The organism is Streptomyces sp. NPDC033270, assembly GCF_055576575.1.
This window is the reverse complement of sequence record NZ_JBVIRA010000026.1, coordinates 98,254-122,835: the sequence shown is the minus strand read 5'-3', so window position 1 is coordinate 122,835 and position 24,582 is coordinate 98,254. Positions and strand designations below refer to the sequence as shown.

Annotated in this window: 14 protein-coding genes; 11 read left to right on the top strand and 3 right to left on the bottom strand. The window is 71.6% G+C overall.

The window, feature by feature from the left end:
• Positions 1–108 precede the first annotated feature (108 nt).
• The 3 genes from ACZ5XZ_RS30580 to ACZ5XZ_RS30570 all read left to right on the top strand — a co-directional run bounded on the left by ACZ5XZ_RS30580 (position 109) and on the right by ACZ5XZ_RS30570 (position 10,012).
• Positions 109–813 (top strand): DUF2470 domain-containing protein, encoded by a 705-nt coding sequence (locus tag ACZ5XZ_RS30580; protein ID WP_468983757.1) that lies wholly within the window; start codon positions 109–111, stop codon positions 811–813.
• A 267-nt stretch (positions 814–1,080) separates the two neighbouring features.
• On the top strand, positions 1,081–8,649 hold the full coding sequence (locus tag ACZ5XZ_RS30575; RefSeq protein WP_468983756.1) for an SDR family NAD(P)-dependent oxidoreductase: 7,569 nt from the start codon (positions 1,081–1,083) through the stop codon (positions 8,647–8,649).
• 13 nt (positions 8,650–8,662) lie between these two features.
• Positions 8,663–10,012 (top strand): cytochrome P450, encoded by a 1,350-nt coding sequence (locus ACZ5XZ_RS30570; protein WP_468983754.1) that lies wholly within the window; start codon positions 8,663–8,665, stop codon positions 10,010–10,012.
• Between the two features lie 18 nt (positions 10,013–10,030).
• Here ACZ5XZ_RS30570 and ACZ5XZ_RS30565 read toward each other — a convergent pair whose 3' ends face one another.
• Positions 10,031–11,017 carry an MsnO8 family LLM class oxidoreductase gene (locus tag ACZ5XZ_RS30565; RefSeq protein ID WP_468983752.1) on the bottom strand — a complete coding sequence of 329 codons (987 nt, stop codon included), beginning with the start codon at positions 11,015–11,017 and terminating at the stop codon, positions 10,031–10,033.
• Positions 11,018–11,204: 187 nt separating this feature from the next.
• Positions 11,205–11,675 carry an alpha/beta fold hydrolase gene (locus ACZ5XZ_RS30560; protein ID WP_468983751.1) on the bottom strand — a complete coding sequence of 157 codons (471 nt, stop codon included), beginning with the start codon at positions 11,673–11,675 and terminating at the stop codon, positions 11,205–11,207.
• 278 nt (positions 11,676–11,953) lie between these two features.
• Here ACZ5XZ_RS30560 and ACZ5XZ_RS30555 point away from each other — a divergent pair, with 278 nt between their 5' ends.
• The 4 genes from ACZ5XZ_RS30555 to ACZ5XZ_RS30540 all read left to right on the top strand — a co-directional run bounded on the left by ACZ5XZ_RS30555 (position 11,954) and on the right by ACZ5XZ_RS30540 (position 15,805).
• A complete protein-coding gene (locus ACZ5XZ_RS30555; RefSeq protein ID WP_468983834.1) occupies positions 11,954–12,790 on the top strand; it encodes an alpha/beta fold hydrolase in 837 nt (278 codons plus the stop codon).
• 113 nt (positions 12,791–12,903) lie between these two features.
• Entirely contained in the window at positions 12,904–13,257 is a 354-nt protein-coding gene (locus tag ACZ5XZ_RS30550) for a VOC family protein (RefSeq protein WP_468983749.1), read from the top strand.
• A gap of 126 nt (positions 13,258–13,383) precedes the next feature.
• Positions 13,384–14,028: a hypothetical protein gene (locus tag ACZ5XZ_RS30545; RefSeq protein WP_468983831.1), complete on the top strand. Its 645-nt coding sequence runs from the start codon at positions 13,384–13,386 to the stop codon at positions 14,026–14,028.
• Positions 14,029–14,269: 241 nt separating this feature from the next.
• Positions 14,270–15,805: an alpha/beta hydrolase gene (locus ACZ5XZ_RS30540; RefSeq protein ID WP_468983748.1), complete on the top strand. Its 1,536-nt coding sequence runs from the start codon at positions 14,270–14,272 to the stop codon at positions 15,803–15,805.
• 107 nt (positions 15,806–15,912) lie between these two features.
• Here ACZ5XZ_RS30540 and ACZ5XZ_RS30535 read toward each other — a convergent pair whose 3' ends face one another.
• The gene (locus ACZ5XZ_RS30535; protein ID WP_468983746.1) at positions 15,913–16,827 is read right to left on the bottom strand and encodes an SCO2400 family protein; all 915 of its coding nucleotides are present in this window, start codon (positions 16,825–16,827) and stop codon (positions 15,913–15,915) included.
• A gap of 367 nt (positions 16,828–17,194) precedes the next feature.
• On the opposite strand from ACZ5XZ_RS30535, the gene ACZ5XZ_RS30530 reads away from it, so the two are divergent.
• Genes ACZ5XZ_RS30530 through ACZ5XZ_RS30515 form a run of 4 tightly spaced genes read left to right on the top strand, consistent with a single transcriptional unit; the run spans position 17,195 to position 24,527 of the window.
• Positions 17,195–18,844, top strand: a complete 1,650-nt coding sequence (locus ACZ5XZ_RS30530; protein ID WP_468983745.1) for a Dyp-type peroxidase — start codon at positions 17,195–17,197, stop codon at positions 18,842–18,844.
• Positions 18,845–18,850: 6 nt separating this feature from the next.
• Entirely contained in the window at positions 18,851–20,974 is a 2,124-nt protein-coding gene (locus ACZ5XZ_RS30525; RefSeq protein WP_468983743.1) for a flavin monoamine oxidase family protein, read from the top strand.
• Positions 20,971–22,866 (top strand): alpha-keto acid decarboxylase family protein, encoded by a 1,896-nt coding sequence (locus tag ACZ5XZ_RS30520; protein WP_468983740.1) that lies wholly within the window; start codon positions 20,971–20,973, stop codon positions 22,864–22,866. Before ACZ5XZ_RS30525 ends, ACZ5XZ_RS30520 begins: the two co-directional genes overlap by 4 nt.
• Positions 22,863–24,527, top strand: coding sequence for a flavin monoamine oxidase family protein (locus ACZ5XZ_RS30515; RefSeq protein ID WP_468983738.1), 1,665 nt, complete (start codon positions 22,863–22,865; stop codon positions 24,525–24,527). Before ACZ5XZ_RS30520 ends, ACZ5XZ_RS30515 begins: the two co-directional genes overlap by 4 nt.
• The last annotated feature ends 55 nt before the right edge of the window (positions 24,528–24,582 follow it).

Sequence of the window (24,582 nt, the reverse complement as noted above, 5' to 3'; positions counted from 1 at the left end):
CGGCTCTGCCGGGGGGAACGGGAGATTCAGGGTTAGGCCAGGTTAGATTAGGCTTACCTAAGTAGCCGTCAGTGGTTACGACTCCCTACCCTCGTCTGGAGCACCCGGATGCGCCTCTTCCCCACCCGCGCCGCCGCACCGACCGCCGCCGAGCGCGTCCGGTCGGTCCTGGCCGCCGCCCATTCGATGACCGTGGTGAGCGACGGGCTGCACACCGAAGTGCGCCGTCTCGACGGCGCGGGCGCGATGGGCCACTTCCATCTGCACGCGCCGTGCGAGGACCCCGACGCCCAGACGGCGACGCGCATCCCGGTCCGGTTGGAGCTCACCGACATCGCTCCCACTCCCGTACGCGACCGGGTGCGCGCCCGTGTCACGGTGACCGGGCTGCTGGCCGCCCCGTACAGCGCGCGGGCCGCCGAGAGCACCTGCATGGAGTTCGGCCAGGCGGTCCTCGAAGACGCCCAGGGGCGCACCTACGTCGACCTCCACTCCCTGGAGGTGACCGCACTCGACCCGATCGCGACCAGCGAAGCGCGCATGCTGACCCACCTCATGGACGACCACGGCGAACTCGTCCCCCTGCTGCTGCGCCTCGTCCGCCCTCGCCCAGGCAGCGGCATGCTGCGCGCCCTCCCGGTGGCGATGGACCGCTACGGCGTGACCCTGCGCCTCGAATACCCCGACACCCACCACGACGTCCGGCTGCCGTTCAAGACCCCGGTGACCGACATCGACCAGTCCGGCCCCCAGATCCACGCCCTCCTGGCCACGGCACGCCGCCTCTCCCATGCGCACCACCTGCCGGCCTGACCGCCGGGCAGCATCAGGGGCCCGCCAAAACGGCAGATAATTGCATAAACAGTGGTCCCCCACAACGGTGAACTTGCTGCCGGCTCTCGCCGTCCAGCCACCGCGCCGACCCAACGGAAAGGCCTGTTCAGTGCGTTGACGCGGCTTCACGAAGCCGGGGCCGGCGCGGCCGGTGCGGAGTTCTGCGCCCTCGTGCCGCGCCTGGACTTCTTGGAGCATTGCCGGCATGCCCGCTCCGTCGACCCCGGCACCACGTGAGGAGGGCGTATGAGCGTCAGCAACCCCCCTGGCCGGTACCAGCCGATCGCCATCGTGGGAGCCGCCTGCCGATTGCCCGGTGACATCGGCGACCTGGACGGGTTGTGGCAGGCGCTGGAGGCGGGCCGGGACCTGGTCGGTGAAGCGCCCGCCGAACGGTTCGACGCCACCCGCTTCATCGATACGAGCATGCCGCGCACGGGCAAGAGCTATACCGCCGCGGGCGGTTTCCTCTCCGACATCGCCTCTTTCGATGCCGAGTACTTCGGCATCACACCGAGAGAGGCGGCCCAGATGGACCCCCAGCACCGGCTGCTGCTGGAGCTGGCGGCGGAGGCGCTGGACGACGCCGCGATCGCCCCGCGCGTGCTGGCCGGTTCGGACACGGCGGTCTACGTCGGGATCTGCGACGCCTCCTACGGTGCGCTGCAGTTCGCGAGGCCGCGCTCGGTGAACGCCTACACCATGGCAGGAGCCTCGTCCTCGCTGGCGGCGAACCGTCTCTCGCACTACCTGGACCTGCGCGGCCCCAGTATGGCGATCGACACGGCCTGCTCGTCCTCGCTGGTGGCACTGGACCGCGCATGCCGCACACTGTGGGACGGCACCAGTCGCAGCGCGCTCGCCGCGGGTGCGAACGTGCTGCTCAGCCCGTATCACTACGTGGGTTTCTCGCAGGCGTCCATGCTCTCGCAGCGGGGCAGATGCGCGGCCTTCTCCGCCGAGGCGGATGGCTTCGTACGGGCCGAGGGCGGCGGACTGGTCGTTCTCAAGAGGCTGGCGGACGCGCGGGCCGAGGGTGACCGGGTGCTCGGGGTGATCCTCGGCAGCGGCTCGAACAGTGACGGCCGTACGGCAGGAGTCTCGCTGCCCAACCCCGGGGCGCAGGAGAACCTGTTGCGCGAGGTGTACGAGCAGGCGGGCGTGCTCCCCGACGAGCTGGTGTACCTGGAGGCGCACGGCACCGGCACCCTGGTCGGGGACCCGGCCGAGTGCCGTGCCATCGGCCGTGCGCTGGCGACCCGGCGGGCGAGGGCGTTGCCGATCGGGTCGGTGAAGACGAACCTGGGCCACCTGGAGCCCGCCTCCGGCATCGCCGGGCTGCTCAAGGCGCTCCTGGTGTTGCGTCACCGCACCGCTCCGGCTTCGCTGCACTCCCAGCCGGCCAACCCCGACATCGATTTCGCCGGACTGAACCTGGCGCCGGTGGCCAAGGCCCTTCCCCTGCCGGACGCCTCGCGCCCCGTCGTGGGCGTCAGCTCCTTCGGCTTCGGCGGCGCCAACGCCCATGTCATCGTCGGCGCCGAGCCGGTCGTACCGGATGCGGCGGGAGCGGCGGCACCCGCCACGGACACGGCGTTTCCGGTACTGGTGTCGGCGCGTACCCCGCAGGCGCTCCGCGCGGCGGTGGCCCGTATGGCCGAACGGCTCGCGCGGACCGAGCCGGATCGGTTCTACGACCTCGCCTACACCGCGACCATGCGGCGGGGCGCGCACCGGCACCGGGCCGTGGTGATCGCGGACGGGCCGAGGGAGGCGGCCGACCGGCTGGCGGCGCTCTTCCCGGGAGAGGGAGGACCGGGAGAGGAGAGCGAGGAGGCACGTGGGGAGAGCGGCGGGGCGGTCGGCGAGGCGACGGAGCACGGCCGGGTGGCGTTCGTCTTCTCCGGCAACGGGTCGCAGTGGGCGGGCATGGGCACCGGCCTCCTGGACGGTGACGGGCCCTTCTCCACCGCACTCGCGGTGGTGGACGCGGCGCTGCTGCCGCATCTGGGCTGGTCGGTGGCGAAGAAGCTGGGCACGGTCACGGAGGCCGAGTTGGTGGCGACCGAGGTCGCCCAGCCGCTGCTGTTCGCCGTGCAGGTCGCCCTGGCGGCCGTGCTGCGTGAGCGCGGCGTCACCCCGTCGGCCGTGCTCGGACACAGTGTGGGCGAGGTGGCCGCCGCCCACGTGGCCGGGGCGCTGAGCCTTCGGCAGGCGGCGCGGGTCATCGCGGAGCGGTCCCGCGCCCAGGCGCCGACCGCCGGGAGCGGCCGGATGGCGGCCCTCGCCCTGCCGCAGGAAAAGGCCGCTGAGATTCTGTCCGGTCAACCGGAGTTGGTGGTCGCGGCCGTCAACTCCGACCGGGACGTCACGATCTCGGGTCCCGAGACACCACTTCGGTACCTGGCAGCCGAGATGAGCGCCCGGGGCACCGTCTGCACGATGCTGGAACTGGACTACGCCTTCCACAGCGCGGCCATGGACCCTCTCCGCGAGCCGCTGCTGCGGGCCCTCGCGGGCCTGGCGCCCTCCCCGACCCACGTGCCGATGTTCTCCACGGTGACGGGACGGCCGATCGACGGAACCGAGCTGGACGCCGCCTACTGGTGGCGGAACGTGCGCGAGCCGGTGCGGTTTGGCCCCACGGTCGAGGCCGTCTTGGACCACGCCGCGGACATCCTGCTGGAGCTGGGCCCGCACCCGGTCCTACGGCCCTACCTGCGCCGGGCCGGCGGTCGCAGACGCGCGGGGACCTCGGCAGTCGTGCCCACGCTGCGCCGCGCGACGGACGGCGGCCAGGCGCTGCGCACGGCGGTCGAGGCGACCATGGCCGCCGGCGCCGGCATCGACTGGACGGCGTACTTCCCGCGTCCGGGCCGGGTGGTGGACCTTCCCGCCTACCCCTGGCAGCGCGAGCGCCACTGGAACGGCACTCCGCACGAATGGGTGCGCAGCAGCGGCAACGGCCAGGTGGAGCACCCCCTGCTGGGTGAGCGGATGCCCGGCCCGCACCCAGTGTGGCACGGCGCCGTCGAACCGGCACTGGTGCCATGGATGGCCGATCACCAGCTGGCGGGGTCCGTCGTCGTACCCGCCGCCGCCTATCTGGAGATGCTCCTGGCGGCGGGCGAGCGGGCGCTGGGGACGGCGGTGTCGGTGGACCGGATGGACATCAGCAGCCCGCTGACCCTCCCCTGGGCCGACGCCTCCAGCGTCCACACCCAGCTCGCGCTGAACCCGGACGACAAAGTGGCGACCATCACCAGCACCGACGAGGACGCCGTCGATCCGCGGCCGCATGTGCGCGCACGGGTCCGGCAGCGCATCGGCAGCGCCCCCGGGCCCCTGGATCCGGCCGGCATCCTGGCCCGCTGCACGCGCCGCATGGCCGCCGCCGACCAGTACGCGGTGCTCGCGGAGCGGGGGCTGGCCTACGGACCGGCGTTCCAGGTCCTGACCGAGCTGCACGTGGGGGCGGGCGAAGTGCTGGCCGCCTACCGACACACCGGCCCGCAGCGGCAGTTCACCGCACACCCCGCGGTGCTCGACGGCGCCCTGCAGGCCGGTTCACCGCTGCTGGAGGGGCTCGCAGCCCACGGCGACGCCTACCTGCCCTCGGCCTTCGAAGCCGTTCACGTCTGGCGTACGCCCGCTGCCGAGGGGCTTGTCCACGTACGCGAGCGGTCCTGCGACCCGGCCGAGGCGTGCTGGGACATCACCGTCACCGACCAGGACGGCACGGTCACCGTCGAGCTGAAGGGCTGCCGCCTCCGCCGCCTCGCCAACCCCGTGCACGCACCCGTGACCCGGCATCACACCGTGCTCCGCGCCGCACCACATCCCGGCGTCCCGGCCGCGCCGGACCCGCTTCCCGACTCCCGGCTGATCGTCGCCGCCTGCGAGGAGCGGATCGCGGAACTGCGCCGGTCCTGGCAATCGTTGAGGTTCGCCGAGACGATGGAAGGGACCCAGACGTACTTCGCGGCATGTCTCGCGGCCGCCCTGGAGCGCCTCCTGCCCGATCCTTCCGGCTCCTTCACACCGGCGGAGCTGACCGCGGCGGGAATGCTGGCGAAGCACATTCCGCTGCTGGAGATGGAGCTGCCCGTCCTGGAGCGGCTCGGTTTCGTCACTCGCGCGGCGCCCGGCCGCTGGGTGCTCACCTCCACGGAACGGCAGTCCTTGGACCTGCTCGGCGCAGGACTGTCGGAGTTCCCCGCCTCCGTCAACGAGGCGGCGCTGGTGGTACGCAACGGGCTGCGGATCATGCCGCTGCTCCGTGGGGAACGCGACCCGATGGAGACATTGACCAGTGAGGGGGCGGGACACGCCCTGGAGCTGTTCTTCGACACCGCGCCCTACTGCCGCTTCCACCACCGCATCGCGCAGGCGCTGGCCGGCGACCTGGCGCGACGCTGGCCGGCGGACCGCCCGCTGCGCGTCCTCGAGGTCGGCGCCGGCACCGGCGGCCTGGCCGGCGCCTTGCTGCCCGTCCTGCCGCCCGACCGCACCACGTACCTGTACACGGACGTGTCCGCGTTCTTCCTCCCGCGCGCCCAACAGCGCTTCGCGCGTGATGACTTCGTGCGGTACCGCACATTCGATCTCGACATGGATCCGGCGGAGCAGGGCCTGGCCGAGGGCGACTTCGACCTCGTGGTGGCCTCCAACGCCCTGCACACCTGCAAGGATCTCACCGCCACCCTGCGCTGGATCGCCGCTCTCCTGGCCCCCGGTGGCCGTCTCCTGAGCATCGAGAACCACAGCCCTGAGGAGCTGGCACCCTGGTACGGGGCCGTGGACGGCCTCTGGCACCACCACACCGACCGTGAGCTGCGCCCGCGCTCCGCCCTGCTGCCCCGGCAGGAGTGGCCGCCGCTGCTGGAGCGGTGCGGCTTCACCGAGATCGCCCAGACCGGGGGCGACTGCGAGTCGGAGCTCAACTCCGCCTCCGTCATGCTGGCCACCGCTCCCCGAAGGCCCCGTGAGCCGGCGCCCGCACCTCCCGCCCGTCCGGAGAGCGCAGCGTTCGTCCTCGTCACCGAAACGCCCGCGGAGGAGCCGCTCGCCGACGCCGCGGCCGCACTCCTCACCTCCGGTGGACGGCATGCGGTCCGGCTCGTCCGGGCCGACGAGGACGTACGGGCGGTGTGGAACCGCGGCACCGGTGAGACGGCCGAGGAGCGCCACCTGGTCCTGATCCTGGCCGATCGCGCACCCTCCGGCGTAGGGGAACTCAGCGAGCACACCGCCCGACGGGCGACTCTGCTGCATGACGTGGCACAGGCCCAGGAAGCCCGTGCCCCGCGCGGCCGCAACTCGCTGTGGCTGGTGACCCGGCCCAGCGGCGCCCTCCCCGCTCCCGAACGCGCCCAGTCACCCGTCGACGCCGCGGCCTGGGGTGTCGCCCGCACACTGGCCAACGAGTGTCCGGATCTGAGCGTTCGGCGTATCAGTCTCGACCGGTCCGGCGACTCGACCGACGACGCCCGCCGGCTGACCCGCGAACTGCTCGCGCCCTGCGACGAGGACGAGATCCTCCTCGCCCGCGGAGGGCGTTTCGTCCCCCGCGAGATGCCGCTGCCCGACGTGACCGCGCCCACGTCGACCCCGTACGCCCTGGACGTCCGCAGCCCCGGGCTCTCCTACACCCTCGGCTGGAAGGCGGCCGAGCACCGGGAACCAGGCGCCGGGGAGGTGACGGTGGCCGTACGGGCGGCCGCGCTGAACTACCGGGACATCATGTCCGTGACCGGACTACTGCCATCCGAGTGCGGCGACGGGACCCCGTTCACGGCACTCGGCATGGAGTGCGCCGGCGTGGTCACCGCCGTGGGGCCCGGCGTCGGCACGACAGCCGTCGGCGACCGGGTCTTCGGCCTCGCACCCGCGGCGCTCGCCTCCCACGTGACCACTCCCGCCCAGGGGCTGCAGCTCATCCCCGACGGCATGAGCTTCGAGGCCGCGGCGACCCTTCCGGTGGCCTTCTCCACCGTGCACTACAGCCTGGAGCACCTGGCCCGGCTCCGGGAGGGGGAGACGGTCCTCATCCACGGCGGGGCCGGCGGGGTCGGGCTGGCCGCACTCCAATTCGCCCGCATGCGCGGTGCCCGCGTCATCGCCACCGCGGGCAACGAGACCAAACGCGATCTCCTGCGCGTCCTCGGCGCCGAGCACGCGCTGGACTCCCGCAGCCTCGACTTCGCGGAAGCGGTCCGACGCCTCACCGGTGGACGAGGCGTGGAGGTCGTCATCAACTCCCTCGCCGGCGAGGCCATCGCCCGCAGCCTCGAACTGCTGCGTCCCGGCGGCCGGTTCATCGAACTCGGCAAGCGCGACATCCACGAGAACAAGCCGCTCTCCCTCGCCCCGTTCCGCAACAACCTCGCCTTCTTCGGCGTCGACCTGCTCGCCCTGATGCACCAGCCCGACGAGGCACTCCGGTTGGTCGAAGAGGTCGGCGAGCGAGTGCGCGACGGCACCTACCGGCCGCTGCCGCACACCGTGTACCCGGCGGCCCGGGTGCGCGAGGCGTTCGAGCTGATGCAGCACTCCCGCCATATCGGCAAGGTCGTGGTCGCCTTCGATCCCCTCGACGAACCCGTGACCGTCGAAGCCGGCCCCGCCCGGCCCGCCCTGGATCCGCAGGGTACCTACCTCGTCACCGGCGGGCTCAGCGGCTTCGGGGCCGCCACCGCGCACTGGCTGGCCGACCGCGGGGCCCGCCACCTCGTCCTGGTCAGCCGGCGCGGGGCGGCCGCTCCCGAGGCCCCCGCGCTGCTCGACGCGCTGACCCGCCGCGGCGTCCACGTGGCCGCGCGGACGACCGACTGCACGGACCTGGCGAGCATGCGTGCCCTGCTCGACCACATCGACGCCGGCGGGCATCCGCTGCGCGGCGTGGTGCACTGCGCCATGCACCTCGACGACGCGCCCCTGAGCGAGCTGTCCGAAGAACGCTTCGCCGCCGTACTGGCGCCCAAGGCGGGCGGCGCACTGGTGCTGGACCGGCTCACCCGCGACCGGCGGCTGGACCTGTTCCTCCTGGTCTCCTCGGACGCCGCGTACATCGGCAATCTGCACCAGGCCCCCTACGTCGCGGGCAACCTCTTCGTCGAGGCCCTGGTACGGCAGCGGCGCGCGGCCGGACTTCCGGCCCAGGCCATCGCCTGGGGAGCGCTCGGCGAGACCGGATACGTCATCCGCAACGACCTGAGCGCCCAGCTCTCCGCCGTCGGCCTGGAGCCCCTCCGGCTCCGCGACGCGTTCGCCGCCGTCGACGATCTGCTCACCCGCAACACCCCGGTGGCCGGAGTGTGCCGCTACAACTGGGGCCGTGCTCGCGGTCTCCTCCCCGGCCTCAACGCCCCGCGCCACAGCCTGCTGCTGCCCTCGTACAGCGAGCAGGGCAGCAGATCCCGCGAGGAGATCCTCGCCACGCTGGCCACGCTCCCTCCCGAAGAGGCCCGCGCCGCGCTCCAGGACACCATCACCGAGCTGCTGGCCAGGGTCATGCAGATGGACCCGGACGCCCTCGATCCGCACCGCAGGCTGGACGCGTACGGGCTCGACTCCCTCATGGCCGCCGAACTCCTGACGTCCCTGCGCCACCAGTTCGACATCGACATCCCCCCGATGGAGCTGCTGCGCAGCAACCGCACCATCGACGGGCTCACCACCCTGCTCCATCTGCGCCTCGGTATGACCAGCGACCAGGGGTCGGCCACGAACTGCCCCACGGCCGGGGCCGACGACCTGCCCGCCCAGCGGTCCGGCACTCCCGGACCTCCCGCACTGCCCGTACCGCGAGCATGAGAGGGACAGCGATATGCAACAGCGGTCACCCGCACGAGCGTCGGCCCTGGAGACGGTTCTGCTGGGCGTCACCGTCCTGATCCCCACCCTGGCCCAGGGGGCGATCCTGCGCCGCCCCCGCATGGTCCGCCTCGCCGCCAGATTCGACACCAACCGCAGCGCCCATCGCACCCTGGCGCGCCTGCGCCGACGGCACGGCGCGGGCCCGGTCTCGGTCGCCGTCCCCGGGCGGCGGGTACTGCTGCTGCTCTCCCCTGAAGACGCCCGCCACATGTTCACCGCCACCCCCGCCACCCTCACCCCCGCCGCCCGGGAGAAGGCCCGCGGTCTGCGTCACTTCGAACCCGACGGAGTGCTGATCTCCGCCGGCGAAGTCCGCCCCGAGCGCCGTGCGTTCAACGAGGCCGTCCTCGACTGGGGCGCCCCCGCGCACCGGCTCTTCCCGGCCCTCACCCCCCGTGTCCGTGCAGAGGCCCAGGCCCTGCTCGACCTCCACCGCGGTTCGGGCCGGCCCCTGGACTGGGACGACTTCTCCGCGGCCTTCTGGCGCGTCATCCGCCGTGTCGTGCTCGGGGACGCCGCCCGCGACGACCACCGCATCACCGAACTGCTGGACGCACTGCGCGCCGACGCCAACTGGCTCAGTCTGCGCAGGCCGAAGGAGCGGACCCGCGAGGCGTTCCTCGCCGGCGTGCGCGGGTATGTGGACCGTGCCGAGCCCGACAGCCTGGCCGCCCTGGTCGCCGCCGCCCCGTGCACCGAAGGGGCCGAACCCGCAGGGCAGATCCCGCACTGGCTCTTCGCCTACGATGCCGCCGCCATCGCCACGTTCAGCGCCCTCGCCCTCCTTGCCGGCCACCCCGAACACGCCGACCGCGTGCACACCGAGATCGACGGCATCGAACCCGACCGGCCGGCCACCGCCGACGCACTGCCCCTGCTGCGTGCCTGCGTCCTGGAGTCGCTGCGGCTGTGGCCCACCTCGCTGGCCATCCTCCGCGACACCACCGCGGAGACCACGTGGCACAACGGCACCACCACCCCGGCCGACACCGGTGTCGTCTTCTACAGCTCCTTCTTCCACCGTGACACCCGGCACCTGCCGTACGCCGACCAGTTCGAGCCCGACGCCTGGCTCGACGGCCGCAACCAGGACAACTGGGCGCTGGCTCCCTTCAGCCGCGGCCCTGCGCAGTGCCCGGGGCAGGACCTCGTCCTCTTTACCGCCGCGACGTTCCTCGCCGCCCTCCTGCGCGACCACAGGGCTCTGCTGCTGCTCCCCCGGCGCCCCCTCGTCCCACCGGCCCCGCTGCCCCGCACCATCGACCACACCGGGCTCCGCTTCGCGCTGGCTCCCAAGTAGCGGCGGCGAACAGCGTTCCTACGGCGCCGGCGTGACGTCGGTGTGCTTCTTGATGAGTTCGTAGGAGCGGATGCGGTCGTCGAGGTCGTAGACGGGGGTGGTCAGCATCAGTTCGTCCGCTCCGGTCGCACCGGCCAGCTCCGCGAGCCGGGTCACGACGGTCTCGGGTGTCCCGACGGCCTGCTGTGCGCGGAAGGCGGCCAGTGCCCGCAGCTCCTCCGGCGTGAAGGGGTGGGCGGCCGCGTCCTCGGGCGTGGGGAAGGGCGTCTCGCTGAGGCCCTTGAGGAGGCCGGCCTTGACCACGTTCATCGGTCCGCCCCGCCATGCGGCCTCTTCCTCCGTCTCGGCGCACACCGTCTCGACACACAGCAGGACCCGAGGTCGCTCGCACCAACGGGACGGGATGAAGTCGGCACGGTAACGCTCCAGCGCCGCTGGGGTGTTGTCCGGACGGATGTGGTGTGCGAGGGCGATCGGCAGGCCGAGGCTCGCCGCGAGAGCGGCGCCCGCGGTGCTGGAGGCCAGCAGCCAGGGCTCGGGCAGCGGGTCCAGTGCGACTTCGTCGACCAGGAAGGACAGGATCGCGGCCACGTCGTCGTGGTACTCCGCGTCCGTGGTCGGTCCGGCTCCGCGGCGCAGGGCCCGTGCGGTGGTCTCGTCGAAGGTGCCCGGGCCACGGCCGATACCCAGGTCGATGCGGCCCTGGTGCAGGGCGGCCAGCGTTCCGAACTGCTCGGCCAGCGCGAGGGGGGCGTGGTTGGGTGCCAGTACGCCGCCCGAGCCGAGGCGGATGGCCGAGGTCGAGGCGGCGGAGTGCGCGGTCAGCACGACTGGCGGAAAAGCGCCGATGGCGGGCGAGTGGTGGTGCTCGGCGTACCAGACCCGGTGGTAGCCCAGCCGCTCCATTCCCTGCGCGAAGGCGGTGGTGTCGCGCAGGGTCTTCTCGGCTCGGGTCCCGGTTTGGACCATGGCGACTTCCAACGCTGAAAGCGGTACATCGATCATGCCGCCAGCATAGGGATCGGGTGTTCGGTGAGGGGGCCGCGATCCATCTGTTCTCGGCCACACGGCGAGGGCCGGCGCCACTAGTTGGAGCGATGCGGTGCGATGCGATGTGGCGGGGCGTGGTGAGGTGTGGCCGGGCGTGGTGGGGTGTGGCGGGCGTGGTGGGGTGTGCGCGCGGAGCCTGCGCTCATTCCCCCGATGGCTTCAATGGCTCCGATGGTCCCGATGGTCCCGATGGCTCCGAAGGCCTCGCGCAGCGCCGCGGCGAAGTCCGCCGGGTGTGACAGGAAGCCCACATGTCCGCCGGGGAACCCCACGACCCCGGTGCCGACCCGCTCCGCCAGGGCCCGCGTCGTACGGTGCAGCAGCGTCTTGAGCGGGTGCCGAAGACATACGCCGGCTCCTCACCGGCGACCGCGCCGAGCAGGAGGTGGGCGTCATGGCCGTGCTCCTCGATCCGCCGTGCCCGGGGCGGGCCGGTGAGGCGGCTGCGGGAGTTGCCGCGCAGGTCGAAGGTGACGACGGTGTAGTCGTCCGCTAGGAGGCCGGCCAGCGGCGCGAACATGGCCGCGTCCGCGTCACCACCGTTGACGAGCAGCAGCGGCGGGCCCGATCCGCGCACTTCGTAGTAGATCTCGGCCTCGGGAACGGGCAACATGTCTGTCTTCACAGGACTTTCAGGGTGCACCGGTGACGGAGTGCGGGGCAATGACCTGATACCGTCGTCGTTCACATGATCGACCGAGGAGGTGAGACCCGTTAACGCTGTATCAGGCTGGGTGCTCTCCTCCCACATGGCTGTGCGGTTCATCTGACGTAGGTGGCCCCGGGAGCGCCCGCAGGCATCCCGAAAGGCCCACACCTATGCGTTTCACCTCGAAGACGACCTCGAACGGCGTCTCGCCACGTCTCTTTCCCCTCGACGACATCACCGGCGTGCCCGCCTTCTCCGCGTACGACGGAACCGAACTCGCCTACCACCTCCACGGCAACGGCCGTCCCCTGGTCTGCCTGCCCGGAGGACCGACGGACTCCGCATACCTCGGCGACCTCGGTGGCCTCGCCGCACACCGTCGGTTGATCCGGCTGGACCTCCGGGGCACCGGCCGGTCGGCGATCCCGGACGATGCCGCCTCCTACCGCTGCGACCGGCTCGTCGCGGACGTGGAGGCCCTGCGCGAGCACCTCGGGCTGGACCGGATGGACCTGCTCGCGCACTGCGCCGGCGCGAATCTGGCCGTTCTGTATGCGAGCCGCCATCCGGAACGCGTCGAGAGGCTCGCGCTGATCACCCCGAGCGTCCGGGCCGTCGGCATTCCGATCAGCGGCGCGCTCCGGCTCGAAACCGCGCGGCTGCGCCGGGACGAACCGTGGTTCCCGGCGGCCTTCGCGGCCCTGGAGGCGATCGTGGCGGGCCGCGCCACCGACGACAGGTGGCAGGCCATCGCCCCGTTCTCCCACGGCCGTTGGGACGAGGCGGCGCAGGCCCATCAGGCTGCGGCGGACGAACGGATGAACACCGAGGTGGTAGCCGCCTTCGGCGCCGAAGGCGCCTTCGACCCGGACGCCACCCGCACCGCGCTCGCCCGTCTCGACTCGCCGGTCCTCCTGCTGGCCGGGGAGGTCGATCCGGGCGCCCCGCCTGCCACGGTGGCCGAGTTCGCCGGGCTGTTCCCGCATGCCGAACTCATCGTCCAGCCCGGGGCCGGACACCATCCGTGGCTCGACGACGCCGAACGCTTCGGGGCAACCGTCGCCAGGTTCCTGAGGTAGAGGTAGGGGCGAACGCCTCCAGCTGCCCGCGCCGGGTCACCATGGTGACCCGGCGGGGCGGTTTTTGAGGCCGGCATCCCCGCGACCACACAGGAGTCAGGAGTGTTGACGGCATGGTGAACCGCTGGGTCGGAGTGACGATCGACTGCGTCGATGTGGAACGAGTGGCGGGATTCTGGAGCGCACTGCTGGACCGCCCTCAGGGGCCGTCCCGGGCCGGCTGGGTCTACCTCGGTCAGCCAGGTGACACGCAGCCCCGCCTCGTCTTTCAGCCTGTGCCCGAGCCGAAGCACGGCAAAGTACGGCTGCACCTCGACGTCGCGGTCGACGACATCGATCAGGGCATCGCCCAAGTCATCGCTCTCGGCGGCCGGTTCACCGGCGAACGGCACGATTACGACGAGGGCGTGGTCGTCGTGATGGCCGATCCCGAAGAGCACGAATTCTGCCTGGTCCAGTACTACTGACGGCGCGGCGCCCGGAAAGCCGTTCGACAGTCGAGCCGGGACGGGCCATAATCCGCACTCGTGACGACGCCGCAACAGCTCCTGGTCCGTGCCGCCGCCCGCAATAACGCCGAGTGGTGCGCAGCGATGAGCCGATCTCACGGTGTGGTCGGTGCGTTCGAGGCACAGGCTTGGGCCGCCCCGGCCCGCACGCCGCTGTACTACCCCGACGCGGTGACGCTGGTGCCGGGCGCCGACCCGGCGGCGCTGGTGGCCCGTATCGACACCGCCGTGCCCGGCGCCTCCGTCAAGGACAGCTTCGCCGACCTCGACCTGGCGGAGGCCGCCTTCCAGGTGCTGTTCGAGGCACAGTGGATCCATCGCCCGGCCGGTCCGCCCGCCGTCCCGTCGGATCTCGCCTGGGACGTGGCGGGCACCCCGAACACGCTGCGCGCCTGGGCGCTCGCCTGGGACGACGGGCGCGGCTACGCAGACCTCTTCCGGCCCGAACTGCTCGACGACCCGGCCACGTTCGTGCTCGCCGGGCGGTCCGCCCGTGGCCGGGTGGTAGCCGGAGCGGTGGCGAGCCGCAGCGACGAGGTGGTCGGAGTCTCCAACCTCTTCGCGCGGGACGGCGGCCCCGACGCGGCTTGGCCCGGCGTACTGGACGCGGTGCACCGGCTGTTCCCCGCCCTGCCGGCGGTCGGCTATGAGCACGGCGACGACCTGGCGGCCGCCGTGCGTCATGGCTTCGAGCCGGTCGGTCCGCTGCGGATCTGGCTGCACGGCTAGGGGGTGTCCGATGGGACCCGGCCATGACCCATGGGACCCGGCCATGACCCATCGGACAGGCCCTGGCTCCGCGGCCGGAGCTGCCGTTCGCGCGGCCGCCGTAGGAGACGTCGGCCGGCCCGACGTGTCGTGGAAACGGCCCTCGCCGACCCGCAGGGCAGCGAGTGCGGGGGCTAACCCCACCACTGCCGTCGGGCCTGCCGCATGGGCAAGGCAAGGGCCGATCAACAACCCTTGGCTCATGACGACTTGTCCCCGCGGACGCGCCTTTCGCTTCCTTCGTCCACTGCCGCTGCTCCTCACCCTCTTCGCCACGGCCGCCGCGATGACGCTGACCGCTGCCGCTCCCCCGAAGGCGCGAGCCGACGCTGCCGGCGCCGCGCCCGGCCTCGTCTGGCGGTCCTGTGCCCAGCCCGGCGGGCCCGCGGGGCAGGAGTGCGCCGAGTTGCCGGTGCCGCTCGACTACCGCGACCCCAAGGGGCCGCGGCTGACCGTGGCCGTGTCCCGCCTGCGCAGTGATCGGCCGGCGGCGAGGCGCGGGACGCTGCTGATGATCCCCGGAGGACCGGGCAGCTCCGGGGTGCGGTGGCTGCGGCAGAAGGGGGACGCGCTGCGGAAGGAGACGGCGGGCCGGTACGACATCGTCAGCCTCGATCCGCGCGGGGTGGGCGCCAGCACGACCGCGAGCTGCAGGCTCGACGCGGACGACCGGCAGCTGGTGCACCTGCGGTCCTGGCCGCGGCGGGACGGCGGGATCCAGGAGAACGTCGCGCGGTCGCGGCGGATCGCCGCCGCGTGTGGGCGTCACGGGGGCGCCGTGCTGCGCAGTTTCTCCACCGCGAACGAGGTGCGTGACATCGACCGCTTCCGCCGGGCGCTGGGCGAGGAGAAGCTGTCGGCCTGGACCGCCTCGTACGGGACCTACGTGGGCGCCGTCTACGCGCAGAAGTACCCCCACCGCACCGACCGTTGGGTACTGGGCAGCAGCGGCGACCCCGATCCCTCGCGGGTCGAGCGGGGCTGGCTGGCGAACATGGCGGCGGGCGCCGACGACCGCTTCCCCGACTTCGCGGCCTGGGCATCGGCTCCGGCCCGGGAGGTCGAAGGTCTGCGGCTGGCCCGACGGGCCGAGGACATACGGCCGTTGTTCCTCGCGCTGGCGGCGGAGTTGGACCGTGCGCCGAAGGAGTCGACGACGGCGGGTGTGCCGCTGACCGGCAACCGACTGCGGCAGGCGCTCCAGAGCGCCCTGTACGACGACGCCTCCTTCGCCCCGCTGGCCCGGCTCGTCCAGGCGGCCCGGAACCCGGCCGAGAAGCCGGTCCTGCCCGTCGCCCTCGCCCAGCCCCTGCGGGACCAGGACGCCGCGGTCACGGTCGCGGTCATCTGCAACGACGTGCGCTGGCCGGGCTCGATATCCGGGTACCGGCGCGCGGTGGCCGTCGACCGCGTCCGGCATCCGCTCACGGCCGGGATGCCGGCCAACGTCTCGCCCTGCGCCTTCTGGAAGGACGCACCCGCGGAGCGGCCCACCCGGATCACCGCCGAGGGCCCGTCCAACATCCTGATGATCCAGAACCTCCGGGACCCCTCCACCCCGTACTTCGGCGCCCTGAAGATGCGGCGAGCCCTCGGCGACCGGGCCCGTCTGATCACCGTCGACCACGGCGGCCACGGTGTCTACCTCGGCAACGGCAACGCCTGCGGCGACCGCAAGGTCACCGCGTTCCTCTCGACGGGGCAGCGTCCGGAGCGCGAGGTGTACTGCGCGCGATGACCCGCCCCGGCGGCCCGGGGAGCCGGGCGGCGCCGGGGCCGGGGCGGTGTGCTTCGGCAGCGCTCAGCGCGAGCGGACAGCGGCGCGCGCGGGCGGCGCAGTGGGCGTCAGCCGACGCACACGACGCCGAGCAGGCACACATGTGACGGCGACGACGGGTCGGCCGACGGCGAGGTCGGCTCGGCCGTCGGTGTGGTCGCCGGCTCCTCGTTCGTGGACGGGGAGCCGGCGTCGGATTGCTCGCCGGATGCGGGCTTGGCCGCCGGCGCGGCGGCACCGCTGTTGCCGCCGTTGGCCGCGTTGCCCGAGTTGTCGGCGGGTGTGCTCGCGGACGGCGCGGGCGCGCTGTGCGGCGCCGCACTCGTAGGCGTGGAGGGCTGGGGGGCGAATCCGCCGTCCGGCTTCCGGTGCGTCGCGGCGGGCGCGGGCGTGGCGGCGGTGGTGTCCTGGTGCCGGCTGGAGGTGAGGGGCGGACGCGCGCCGGGGTGCCGCGAGGCCCGGTCGTCCGGCTGCTCCGACCCGTCGGTGGCCAAGGGGTGGGACTTGGCGGCGCTCTCCGGGTCGGGCACCGCGGACGCGTGCGTCTGGCCGTTGGACGACTTGTCCGGCAGCAGAGCCACGGTCAGGGCGCCGCCGGCGAGGGCGAACGCCGTCGCCGCCACGGCGCGGCGCTTGTGCTTCTTCCAGCGTGCGAGCTGCCGGCGCCGGGCCGCCCGGCCCTGACCGGTGGCGGCGGGCGCGGGGCCGCTCTCCGGGCCGGCATCCGGGGCATCCGCCCGCGCGGCCTCCTCGGACACGTCACGCACGACCGGCGCGGCACCGGAGTCGAGCCCACCGGCACCGGACCCGGGAACCGCGGCCACCTCGGCCTGCCATGCCTCCCAGGCTTCCCACGTCGTTGCGCCGGCGGCGACCGAGCCGTCGCGGTGGGTGGTCGGGGCTATGTCGGGGGCGTAATCACCGCATCCCGGGCATACGAGAGCCCCATTGAGGATTCGACGGCACGACGAGCAGTAGTCCATCTGCGAGCTTTCTGTGCTGCGTCGCCAGGAACGCCGGCGATCTGTTTTCACGTTCGCACGCGGGATCGAGCGGCCAGTAACGCTAACGGCGCCCACAGAAGACCGCACGTAGAGGTTGTGATGCTTCCGTGGAGATTCGCTGCCGGCGGCGCTCGCACTCCGGACATGTCTCGATGAATGCCGGGATGGACCGCTGGACCTGCCGCCGCCGAGTGTGGTCCGGGGCGGTGCCGAGTGTGGTCCGGGGCGGTGCCGAGTGCGGTCCGGGGCCTCCCCGTCGCACCACCGCGCCCGTCGCACCTCCGGTCGCGGCCGGTCACCGGGACGGGTGGTCCTGTGCTCCGGTTGGCGTCGGTGCTTCTGCGGGGTGGTCGATTCGGTGCTGGGCTGGCGCCACAAGCCGTGCACCGGCTGGCTTTGGTGTGCCCTTGTGCTTCTTCCGCATCCCTTTCGCCGTCAAGGGTGCCGGGAGCCGGATGCGTGTGCGCGCGAATCCCCTCCCGCGCGCCCTGGGCACCCAATTTTCCAGAGGAGAGCAGTGACCACTATTTCAGCGCGCCCCACGGCCCCGCCTGATATCGAGCAGCTCCCGGAACCACCGTTGCGCCGGTCCAGGGAAATCCAGGGCAATATCCTGGCCGCGTTCAACAAGGACTACACGGCTTTTCGTTATATGCGCTTCCCGGACGACGACGGCGCGGGCGGCCGCGGCTGGCTGTCCGTCATGTTGAACACGGTCGCGGTGACCGCCGCGGTCGAGGATTTCAACGAGGAGTTCTCCCTCTCCCGCCGGGCATGGGGCCAGGACCCGTCCCTCACCGCCACCTGGGTCGGGGTGTCGTTAACGTTCCCCGGCCTGCTGCGGGTCGTGCGCGAACCGGAAAGGGTGAAGCAGGACCTGGCGCCCTTCGGTTCCTTCGTGAAGGGCGCGGCCGCACGGGCGGCGGACCTGGGCGACCACGGTACGAGCGCCCCCGAGAACTGGCATTTCGGTGCGGACGGCTCAGATGTGCATGCCGTACTGATCGTGGCCGCGGACACCGAGGCCGCGCTCGACGACAAGCTCGCCAACATCGCCGCCGCGGACTCGGCGCACGGTGTGACGCTGGTCCATCAGGACGACGGCCGCACCCTGACCGGCGATCTGCGCGGGCACGAGCACTTCGGGTACAAGGACGGCATCTCCCAGCCGGGCGTCAAGGAATTCCATCGCGAGGACCGGGACCATCCCGGTTTCCGGGAGAACCGCCCGGGAGCCACCTTGGTCGAGCCCGGGGAGTTCGTCTTCGGGCACAAGAGCGAGAGCGGAAGCCCGCCCGAGGCGCCTTCGTGGATGGACAACGGTTCCCTTCAGGTGGTGCGCCGGCTGCGGCAGGACGTCGCCGGCTGGAACGAGGCCGTGGTGCGCGAGGCGGGTAAATTCCAACCGCACGCCGTTTCGCCGGATCTGCTGGGCGCGTGCCTGGTCGGCCGCAAGAAGGACGGTACGCCCCTCGCACAGGGCCAAAACCCGGTGACCGGGGTCGGTCCGGGCGGCAACGATTTCACCTACGAGAACGACGGGGCGGGGAAACACACCCCGTGCGCCGCGCATATCCGCAGAACCCATCCCCGTCACTTCGAGACCACCCAGCGACACCGCATCATGCGCCGCGGCATTCCCTACGGTCCCGCGTACACGGGAGGCCATGACACGACGGACCGCGGTCTGATGTTCGTGTGCTACGGCACCTCGCTGGAGCGGCAATTCGAGTTCGTCCAGCGTGCCTGGTCGAACAATCCCGGTTTTGTCCCCGGCACGGAGGGCGCGCCCAACGGCATCGACAAGGTGACCGGCACCCTCAAGCAGGGCGCTTCCGGCAGCCCGGACGCCCACATCGTGCTGGCCGACGGCCAGGAAGGCACCGTGTCGATGGACCGCTTCGTACAGACCACCGGTGCCGTATACGCCTTCACGCCCTCCCTCTCCACTTTGCGGCGGCTCGCCGCGAACCAGTCCCTGCACGAGAAAGCCTGAGCCGCCATGTCCAAGAACCGCCAGGACCTCCGCGACGAGCGCACCGGCGTCGATCGCGCCAACGACAAGACCTACCAGCAGCTGGCCCGAGAACTCCTGCTGGTCGGCCCCGATCCGGCCAACGAGGACCTCAAACTGCGCTACCTCGACGTCCTCATCGACAAGGGGCTCGAACGCCCCGTCGCACCCAGACGGATCCTGATCGTCGGCGCCGGCATCGCCGGCCTGGTCGCCGGCGACCTGCTGACCCGCGCCGGGCACGAGGTGACGATCCTGGAGGCGAACGCCAACCGGGTCGGCGGCCGGATCAAGACCTTCCACACCAAGAAGGGCCGGCCGGCGCCCTTCACCGACCCCGCGCAGTACGCGGAGGCCGGGGCGATGCGGCTGCCCAGCTTCCACCCGCTGACCCTGGCGCTGGTCGACCGGCTGGGGCTGAAGCGGCGGCTGTTCTTCAACGTCGACATCGATCCCTCGACGGGCAATCAGGCCGCGCCCGTGCCGCCGGTGGTCTACAAGTCGTTCAAGGACGGCAAGCTCTGGACGAACGGCGCGCCCAGTCCCGAGTTCCGGGAGCCGGACAAGCGCCACCACACCTGGATCCGCACCAACCGCTCCCAGGCCCGCCGCGCCCAGTACGCCAAGGACCCGTCCCAGATCAACGAGGGCTTCCACCTCAACGGCTGCGAATCGCGGCTGACCGTCGCCGACATGGTCAACCAGGCCCTGGAGCCGGTGCGCGACTACTACTCCGTACGGCAGGGCGACGGCACACGGGTCAACAAGCCCTTCAAGGAGTGGCTGGACGGCTGGGCCTCGGTCATCCGCGACTTCGACGGCTATTCGATGGGCCGCTTCCTGCGCGAGTACGCCGGGTTCAGCGACGAGGCCATCGAGGCGATCGGGACGATCGAGAACATGACGTCGCGGCTGCACCTGGCGTTCTTCCACAGCTTCCTGGGCCGCAGCGACATCGACCCCACCGCCACGTACTGGGAGATCGAGGGCGGCAGCCGGAAGCTTCCCGAGGCGCTCGCCAAGGATCTGCGGGACGAGATCGTGATGGGCCAGCGGATGGTCCGGCTGGAGTACTACGACGCGGGCCGCAACGGCCATCAGGGCGGGCTCACCGGGCCGGGCGGCCCCGCCGTCGCCATCCAGACCGTGCCCGAGGGCGACCCGTACGGAGAGGTGCAGACCTGGACCGGCGACCTGGCGATCGTCACCGTCCCCTTCTCCAGCCTGCGGTTCACCACCGTCTCGCCGCCCTTCTCGTACAAGAAGCGCCGCGCCATCGTCGAGACGCACTACGACCAGGCCACCAAGGTGCTGCTGGAGTTCTCGCGCCGCTGGTGGGAGTTCACCGAGGCGGACTGGAAGCGGGAGCTGGACGCCATCGCGCCCGGTCTGTACGAGTACTACCAGCGGTGGGGCGAGGACGACGCCGAGGCCGCGGTGGCGGTGCCGAGGAGCCTGCGCGATCTGCCCACCGGGCTGCTCGGCGCGCATCCGAGCGTCGACGAGAAGCGGATCAGCGCCAAGCAGGTGGAGTACCACCAGAACTCCTCGCTGCGCGGCGGCGTACGGCCGGCCACCAACGCCTACGGCGGCGGTTCCACCACCGACAACCCCAACCGCTTCATGTACTACCCCTCCCACCCCGTCCCCGGGAGTCCCGGAGGCGTGGTGCTGGCCGGCTACTCCTGGTCGGACGACGCCGCCCGCTGGGACTCCTTCGAGGACCACGAGCGCTACGGCTACGCCCTGCGGAATCTCCAGTCCGTGCACGGTCGCCGTATCGAGGTCTTCTACACCGGCGCCGGCCAGACCCAGAGCTGGCTGCGCGACCCGTACGCCTGTGGTGAGGCCGCCGTCTACACCCCGCACCAGATGACCAGCTTCCACCTCGACGCGGTACGGGCCGAGGGGCCGGTGCACTTCGCCGGTGAGCATGTGTCGCTCAAGCACGCCTGGATCGAGGGTGCGGTGGAGTCGGCGGTGCGCGCCGCCATCGCCGTCAACGAGGTCAACGCGGCCGAGGAGGTCGTCGCCGGGGTGGCCGCGGCGCCGCGCGAGCGCCGGTCCGCCGCGGCTGCGGACCGGTCGCGCGAGGAGGTGCTGACGCCATGACCACGTCCCAGACCTGCACGGTGGCCGAGTACCTGGCCATCAGGCTGGAACAGCTCGGCATCACCCATCTGTTCGGTGTCCCGGGCAACCACCTGGGCCCGTTCCTGTCGACCCTGCACGCCAAGACCAAGGTGCGCTGGGTGGGCACCCCCACCGAGGGCGGCGCGGGACAGGCCGCGGACGCCTATGCGCGGGTGAAGGTCGCCGATGCCGAGATCTCGCTCGGCGAGCAGGGCATCGGCGCGGTGGCGGTCACCTACAGCGTGGGCGCGTTCAACCTGCTCAACGCGATCGGCGGCGGCTTCGCCGAGTATGTGCCGCTGATCGCGATCAACGCCGCGCCCACCTACGAGCAGTGGCTCAACCACCGGGCGATCGGCCTGCTCACCTCGCACATGTCCCAGCGCCCGGACAGCAACCTGGACGTCTACCGCCAGGTGACGGTGGACGCCCAGGCCATCTCCCACCCGGGCCTGGCCCCCACCCAGATCGACGGCGCGATCACCGCCTGCCTCACGCACCGCAGACCGGTCTACCTGGAGGTCATGGACGACGTCTGGGAGGCGCGGTGTGCCGCGCCGCGCGGCCGTCTGACGCGGCAGCGGCGGCCGGTCACCGCGCAGAACGCGCAGATGCTCGACCGGGCGGTCACGGCATGCGTGGACCTGATCCGGCGCCACGACAAGCCCCCGATCCTGTGGGCAGGCGAGGAGATCGACCGCTTCCGGTTGTCCGACGAGTTCGAGGAGCTGGTACACGAGACCCGCATCCCGTTCTGCACCACCGTCGGCGCCAAGTCCGTGGTCTCGGAGTACACCCCGGGTTTCTCCGGCGTCTACAACGGCAAGGCCAGCAATCCGGACGTGGCCGAGATGTTCCACAACGCGGGCTGTCGCATCGGGCTGGGCACCTGGGCGACCTCGAAGAACCTCGGCGGCAAGCGGTCGATCGGGGACGACTGGGCGGTCGCCGCCCATGAGGGGGTGCATGTCGGCGCCTCGTACTTCCCCGATGTGCAGCTCGCCGAGTTCATCCCCGCGCTGCGCCGGCGCCTGGTCCTCGACTTCGGCACCGGCGCGTTCGAGACCGACCCCTTCGCCCTCGCGCGCAAGGACGGTCTCGACGTCCCCGCGAGCACCGCCGCCTTCCTGGACTCCCAGATCGGCGGGGTGTACCCGGAGAGCGTGACGTACGACAGCTTCTTCCGGCATATCAACGCCTTCCTGGAGTCGCAGACCAGCGAGCCTCCGGGCGAGCTCGGCAATCCGTTCACCGTCGTGTCGGACGCCGCGTTCGCGCTGATCGGCTCGATGAATCTGCGGATGGCGGAGCGCGCCTCGTACGTGGCGCAGAACAGCTGGCTGTCCATCGGCTACTCGGTCGGTGCGGCCACCGGGGTGGCGCTCGGCCGGCAGCAAGCGGGGAAGCGGCCGCTGGTCTTCGTCGGCGACGGCTCGTTCCAGGAGACCTGCCAGGAGATGTCCACCCACGTGCGGCACGGGCTGCGGCCGGTGGTGTTCGTCCTGGACAACGAGGGCTTCTACGGCATCGAGCAGATGCTCGTCCACCCCTGCTTCTACAAGGAGGAGACACCGACCCCGTCGTCCGACGGCGCCGACTTCTACAACGAGCTGCACCCGTGGCAGTACGAGAAGCTCGCGGACGTCTTCGGCTCGACCAAGCACCCCATGCACGGCTTCGCCGTCCGTACGCACGACCAGCTCGAAACCCTGCTGCGGCAGATCGCCGAGCCCACCGACGCCATCAACCAGGGCCCGGTCGTCGTACGGGTGCAGTTCGCGCGCCGGGACTATCCCGAGGCGCTCAGGTACAAGATCGTCGAGAACTGTCCGCCGTCCGGCGGCGCACCGTCGGAAGGGAGCGCGGCATGACCGACCCGAACACACAGCGACGGGGCGCGGCGGGCACCGCCGTCGACGACTCCGCGAGGGCGCTCCGGCACGCCATGAGCGGTCTGTCCGGACCGGAGGCCACCGGCTGGACGGGGACCGTACGGCCCGCCGGTTGCCCCGGCGAGGGCGAGAAGGTGCTGATCCTGGGCGCCGGTGTCGCGGGGCTGACCGCCGCCTACGAGCTGAGCATGCTCGGCTATCAGGTCACCGTCCTGGAAGCGCAGAACCGCGTCGGCGGGCGCAACCGCACCGCGCGACGCGGCGACGAGCTCTATGAGCTCGACGAGAAGGACAACGTCACCCACACGCACACCTGCGCGTTCGACGAGGGCCTGTACCTCAACCTCGGGCCCGGCCGCATCCCGTACCACCACCGCCGGGTGCTCAAGTACTGCCGGGACTTCGGTGTGGAGCTGGAGCCGTACGTCATGGAGACCACGGCGAACCGCGTCCGCCCGCCGGGTGCCGAGGTGACCTGGCCCAACCGGCGGGTGGCCAACGACACCCGCGGCCACCTCGCGGCGAAGCTCGCCGAGACGCTGGTGAGCACCGACGCCTTCACCGGCGAACTGCGGGACCTGCTGCGGGTGTTCGGCGCGCTCGACACGAACGGCAAGTACCGCGGCTCCACCCGCTCCGGCTACCTGGACGAGCCCGGCATCGAGGAGTGGCCCAAACCGGCGCCTCCGCTGTCGTTCGAGGACCTGGTGCACTCGGGCTTCTGGAAGGCCCGTTTCTACCAGCCCGTCGACTATCTGTGGCAGGCCACGATGTTCCAGCCGGTCGGCGGCATGGACCACATCGTCAAGGCGCTGGCGCGGGAGGCCAAACGGGCCGGCGCGAAGATCGTGCTCGGCGCCGAGGTCCGGGAGATCGAGATCGAGCCGCGCGGGCTCGGGGTCGAGCTCACCTACCGCAAGGGCGAGGGCGAGTTCCACGACAGCGCCCGCTACTGCGTCAGCAACATCCCGATCCCGGTGCTCCGCAAGATCAAGCTGACCCGCTTCTCGGATCCCTTCATGAAGGCGATCAAGCTTGTGGAGTTCGAGAAGACCTGCAAGGTCGGCTGGCAGGCGAACCGCCGCTTCTGGGAAGGAGACCTCGACAACTGCGACGACAGCGAGGGGATCTACGGCGGCATCAGCTGGACCGGTCATAACATCACCCAGCTGTGGTACCCGTCCAACGACTACTTCTCGGACAAGGGAACCCTGACCGGCGCCTACAACTTCGGGAAGGCCGCCGAAACCCTCGGCAAGCACTCACCGGACAAACGTCTGGAGCTGGCCCGCCAGGGCGCCATCCAGCTGCATCCGGAATTCGAGGACACCAAGCTCGTCCCCGACGAGCAGGGCGTCTCCATCGCCTGGCACAAGGTGCCCTACCAGCTGGGCGGTTGGGCGGCCTGGAAACCGCACGAGGCGACGCACAAGAAGGCGTACCGGCAACTGCTGCAGCCCGAGGGCACCGACACGTTCTTCGTCACCGGTGACCAGATCTCGCCGCTGCCCGGATGGCAGGAGGGCGCCATGATGTCCGCCCACTACGTCACCCAGCAGATCCTGGGCATCATGCCCCTGAGCGCGCCGGAGGAGGTCGCCGTTCCGGACTCGGTCGCGCTGACACAGGGTCTGTTCTGATCGGTTCCGGGAGCTGTTCCGGTCGGTTCGGGGTGGGTACCGAAGTCCGTTCCGA